This window comes from Leifsonia sp. (assembly GCF_051955155.1).
Classification (GTDB): Bacteria; Actinomycetota; Actinomycetes; order Actinomycetales; family Microbacteriaceae; genus Leifsonia.
The window spans coordinates 1-4,209 of sequence record NZ_JBQCGZ010000139.1 but is presented as its reverse complement, the minus strand read 5'-3'; the positions used below and the strand labels follow the sequence as shown (position 1 = coordinate 4,209).

Annotated in this window: 5 protein-coding genes; all 5 read left to right on the top strand. The window is 72.8% G+C overall.

Annotated elements, in window-relative coordinates; genetic code table 11:
• Nucleotides 1-157 precede the first annotated feature (157 nt).
• The 5 genes from ACTHMF_RS15415 (at nt 158) to pth (ending at nt 4,098) form a co-directional block, all read left to right on the top strand.
• The gene (locus ACTHMF_RS15415) at nt 158-1,009 is read left to right on the top strand and encodes a sugar phosphate isomerase/epimerase family protein (protein WP_440318793.1); all 852 of its coding nucleotides are present in this window, start codon (nt 158-160) and stop codon (nt 1,007-1,009) included.
• Complete coding sequence (locus ACTHMF_RS15410; RefSeq protein ID WP_440318792.1) at nt 1,006-2,133, top strand: Gfo/Idh/MocA family protein; 1,128 nt, start codon at nt 1,006-1,008, stop codon at nt 2,131-2,133. Before ACTHMF_RS15415 ends, ACTHMF_RS15410 begins: the two co-directional genes overlap by 4 nt.
• A 56-nt stretch (nt 2,134-2,189) precedes the next feature.
• Nucleotides 2,190-2,708, top strand: a complete 519-nt coding sequence (locus ACTHMF_RS15405; protein ID WP_440318790.1) for a gluconokinase — start codon at nt 2,190-2,192, stop codon at nt 2,706-2,708.
• A gap of 175 nt (nt 2,709-2,883) precedes the next feature.
• Complete coding sequence (locus tag ACTHMF_RS15400; protein ID WP_314148062.1) at nt 2,884-3,507, top strand: 50S ribosomal protein L25/general stress protein Ctc; 624 nt, start codon at nt 2,884-2,886, stop codon at nt 3,505-3,507.
• Between the two features lie 9 nt (nt 3,508-3,516).
• Nucleotides 3,517-4,098, top strand: a complete 582-nt coding sequence (gene pth, locus ACTHMF_RS15395; protein ID WP_440318788.1) for an aminoacyl-tRNA hydrolase — start codon at nt 3,517-3,519, stop codon at nt 4,096-4,098.
• Nucleotides 4,099-4,209: the final 111 nt, after the last annotated feature.

The following is a 4,209-nucleotide window of genomic DNA, read 5'->3' as shown; positions in this document are numbered from 1 at the left end:
GCCGCGCCCGCCGGGCTTCCCCAACCACGCCGCGCCGAACGAACCGGACGGACAGGTTAGGCTCCGATCCGCCCGGATTCGGAGCGTTTTCCCTGTGCTCGGCGGCCTGTCTCGCGTTCGGCGGCGGGGGATGTGCTCGGCGGCCGAGCGGGGGAGGATGTGGGGCGTGAGCGATGCGACGTGGACGCTGTCGGGGTTCGGCGACGAGATCGATCCCGACCCCGGCGTCCAGGCCGCGGTGCTGCAGGCGCTCGGCGCTGGCTGCATCGAGGTCCGCAGCGCCTGGCGCACGAACATCGTCGACCTCGACGACGACGGGCTCGACCGGCTGGCGGCCATCCTCGCCGAACGCGGGATGAGCGTCTCCGCGATCGCCTCGCCGATCGGCAAGGTGGACGTCTCCCTCCCCGCCGATCACGAGCTTCGCCGGCTGGAGCGCGCGATCGCCGCGGCGGGCCGCCTGGGTGCCAGGTACATCCGGGTCTTCTCCTTCTACCGCGCACCCGGCGTCCCCGCCGCCGACGTGCGCGACGCGGTGCTGCACCGGATGCGCGCGCTCGCCTCGGCGGCGGAGGCGGCGGGGGTCGTGCTCCTGCACGAGAACGAGAAGGAGATCTACGGGGACACTCCCGAGCGCTGCTTGGACATCGTCGAGTCGGTCGGCTCCCCGGCCCTCCGGCTGGCGTGGGACAGCGCCAACTTCGTCCAGGTCGGCGTCGCCCGTCCGTTCGACGACGGCTACCGGATGCTGCGCCCGCACCTCGAGTACCTCCAGGTGAAGGACGCGCTCTCCGCGACCGGCGAGGTGACGCCGGCCGGTGAGGGCGACGGCCAGCTGCTGGAGACGCTGACCGCCCTCCGCGACGACGGCTACCGCGGCTACGCCTCCCTGGAACCGCACCTCACCGACGTGGACGCACTCGGCGGGTTCTCGGGGCCGGCCGCCTTCGGAGTGGCGGCCCGCGCCCTCCGCCGCCTCACCGACCGGATCGGAGTCACCCTGGCATGAACACCGCACCGCTGAACGTCGCCATCGTCGGCTGCGGCATCATCGGGCTGAACCACGCCCGCGCCGTGCTCCGGCATCCCGGGCTCGCGGTCACCGCGCTCGTCGACCCCGATCCGGCGGCCGCCGGGGCGCTCGCCGACCGCATCGCCGCGGAGGCGACCGGCGCGCGGCGTCCCGCGACCGTCGCCACGCTCGCGGAGGCCCTGGACGGCGACGACATCGACATCGTCGTCATCTGCACGCCGAGCGGCCTGCACGTCCCGCTCGCCGAGACGGCGCTGGCCGCCGGGCGGCACGTCGTCATCGAGAAGCCGCTCGACGTCTCGATGACGCGCGGCAGGCGGCTCCTGGAGCTGTCCCGGCGCGCCGAACGCGACGGGCTGCTGGTCTCGGTCATCAGCCAGCACCGCTTCGACCCGGCCTCGCTCGTCGTCGCTGAGGCCGCGCACGGCGGGGCGCTCGGCCGGCTGACCAGCGCGGTCGCGTCCGTAGCGTGGTGGCGCCGCCAGGACTACTACGACTACGGGCGCTGGCGCGGCACCTGGGAGCTGGACGGCGGGGGAGCGCTCATGAACCAGGGCGTCCACACCGTCGACCTGCTGCTCTGGTTCCTCGGCCGTCCCGTCGAAGTGGATGCGCGCACCGCCCTGCTCGCGCACGAGCGGGTCGAGGTGGAGGATGTCGCGGTCGCGACGCTGCGGTTCGAGAACGGCGCGCTGGCGGTGCTGCACGCGACCACCGCCGCGTATCCCGGGCTGTCCGTGCGCCTCCAGGTGCACGGCGACCGCGGCTCGGCGATCATCGACGACGACCAGCTGGAGTACCTCGGGACCGTCGGCGCACCGAGCAACCGGGCCGCCGAGCTGGTCCCCGCGTCCGAGCTGCGCGGCGGGGACCGGGGACCGGACGCGTTCGTCACCGGGCACCTGCGCCAGTACGAGGACATCGAGGCGGCCATCCGCGAGCGGCGCGCGCCCGCGGTGACGGTAGCGGACGCGTTCCTCGCGCTCGCCGTCGTGCGCTCGGTGTACCTGTCGGCGACGCTGGGGCGGCCGGTGCTGCTGAGCGAGGTGCTGGACGGGTCGCTCGACGACGTGAGCGTCGCCACGGGCGTCCCGGCCTGAGCGAGGCGGCATACTGGCTTCGGGGCCGCCGCATCGGCGATCCCAGGGGAACGGCGATGGAGGTATCGGTGGCGGGTCCGCTCGTGGTGGTGATGGGCGTCTCCGGCTCCGGCAAGAGCACCGTCGGCCGGCTCGCGGCCGAGGCGCTCGGGGCGCCGTTCGTCGACGGCGACGACCTGCACCCGCCGGCGAACGTGGCGAAGATGACGGCGGGCATCCCGCTCACGGACGAGGACCGCGGGCCGTGGCTGCTGGAGGTCGGCAGGCGGCTCGCCGCAGCGGGTCCCGAGGGCATCGTGATCGCCTGCTCCGCCCTGAAGCGCGCCTACCGCGACATGATCAGGGCGGAGGCGCCCGGCGCCGTGTTCGCCGAGCTGGACGGCACCCGCGAGCTGCTCGCGGAGCGGTTGACCGACCGTCCCGGCCACTTCATGCCGGCGTCCCTGCTGGACTCGCAGCTGGCCACCCTGGAACCGCTGCGGCCCGACGAGGCCGGGATGCGGCTGGACGTCGCCCTGCCGCCCGCGGAGCTGGCCAGGCGCATCGCGCACGGCGAGGCCTCCCGCGTCGGGTAGACTGTCCAACTGAACTTCGGCGAGGGATGCGCTCCGGCGCATCCGTGATCGACGCGGTGGAGCAGGCTACGCAGTCTTTCCTCGCGCACCTCGATGCGCTCGAGTCGACAAATCCAACACTGCGAGCACGAACTGCTCGCCCGACAGCCGGCGTCACGCCGGCAAGGAGGCAGCCATGGCTGACGAGTCCAACAAGGTCGTCGCGGAGACCCGCGACAGCTTCGGCAAGGGCGCTGCGCGCAAGATCCGCGCCGCCGGCAAGATCCCCGCGGTCATCTACGGCCACGGCACCGACCCCCAGCACGTCACCGTGCCTGCGCACCAGGTGGGCCTGCTGCTCCGCAAGGCGAACGCGGTCCTCGACCTCGACATCGCCGGCAAGAGCCAGCTCGTGCTCGTCAAGGACGTGCAGAAGGACCCGGTGCTGCAGATCATCGAGCACCTCGACCTCATCGTGGTCCGCCGCGGCGAGAAGGTCCAGGTCGAGGTGCCCGTGCACGTCGAGGGCGAGCCGTTCTCCGGCACCATCGCGGTGCTCGACGTCCCGACCATCAAGCTCGAGGTCGAGGCCACCCACATCCCCGAGCGCATCGTCATCGACGTCACCGACGCCGAGGAGGGCACCCAGTACCACGCCAAGGACTTCGCGCTGCCCGCCGGCGCCGTCCTCGCGGAGGACGAGGAGCTCCTCATCCTGAACATCGTCGTCCCGGCCGCCGCGCGCGCCGAGGACGAGGAGGAGGCCGCCGAGGGCGCCGAGGGGGCCTCCGAGGAGGCCGCCGGCGAGTCCGCGGAGTAACTCCTCCTCATGGACGACCTCTGGCTCGTGGTCGGGCTCGGCAACCCCGGGCCCGGCTACGCGGCCACCCGTCACAACGTGGGCCAAATGGTGCTGGACGAGCTCGCCTCGCGCGGCGGTCTCACCTTCAAGACCCACAAGACGAACGCGAGGGTCGCCGAGGGGCGGCTCGCCCCCGGTGGCCCCCGCTTCGTCCTGGCCAAGCCGAACACGTACATGAACGTGTCCGGCGGCCCGGTGTCGCAGCTGCTGCGGTTCTACTCGCTCGACCTGTCGCACCTGATCGTGGTGCAGGACGAGCTGGACATCCCCTTCGACACCATCAAGCTCAAGTTCGGCGGCGGCCACGGCGGGCACAACGGCGTCCGCGACGTGATCGCCGCGACCGGCACCGGTGACTTCACCCGCGTGCGCGTCGGCGTCGGCCGCCCGCCCGGGTCGCAGGCCGCGGCCGACCACGTCCTCAAGGGCTTCAGCAGCACCGAGCGCGCGAACCTCCCGATCCTCGTCGCAGACGCGGCGGATGCCGTGGAGCAGATCGCGGCCGAGGGCCTGACCGCCGCGCAGAACCGGTTCCACACCGCCCGCTGACCCCCGCCGCGTGGTCAACAATTGTCGCCAATCATCAACAAATTTCGCCGGACTGGTCGGAGAAGCCCCCGTGGTGTCCAAAACTCGCGCCCCCGCCCCCCCGGGGGGCGC

Bases quoted from the DNA above. Each gene is read 5' to 3' on its own strand.
- ACTHMF_RS15415 (WP_440318793.1), top strand. From the start codon at position 158: ATGTGGGGCGTGAGCGATGCGACGTGGACGCTGTCGGGGTTCGGCGAC.
- ACTHMF_RS15410 (WP_440318792.1), top strand. From the start codon at position 1,006: ATGAACACCGCACCGCTGAACGTCGCCATCGTCGGCTGCGGCATCATC.
- ACTHMF_RS15405 (WP_440318790.1), top strand. From the start codon at position 2,190: ATGGAGGTATCGGTGGCGGGTCCGCTCGTGGTGGTGATGGGCGTCTCC.
- ACTHMF_RS15400 (WP_314148062.1), top strand. From the start codon at position 2,884: ATGGCTGACGAGTCCAACAAGGTCGTCGCGGAGACCCGCGACAGCTTC.
- pth (WP_440318788.1), top strand. From the start codon at position 3,517: ATGGACGACCTCTGGCTCGTGGTCGGGCTCGGCAACCCCGGGCCCGGC.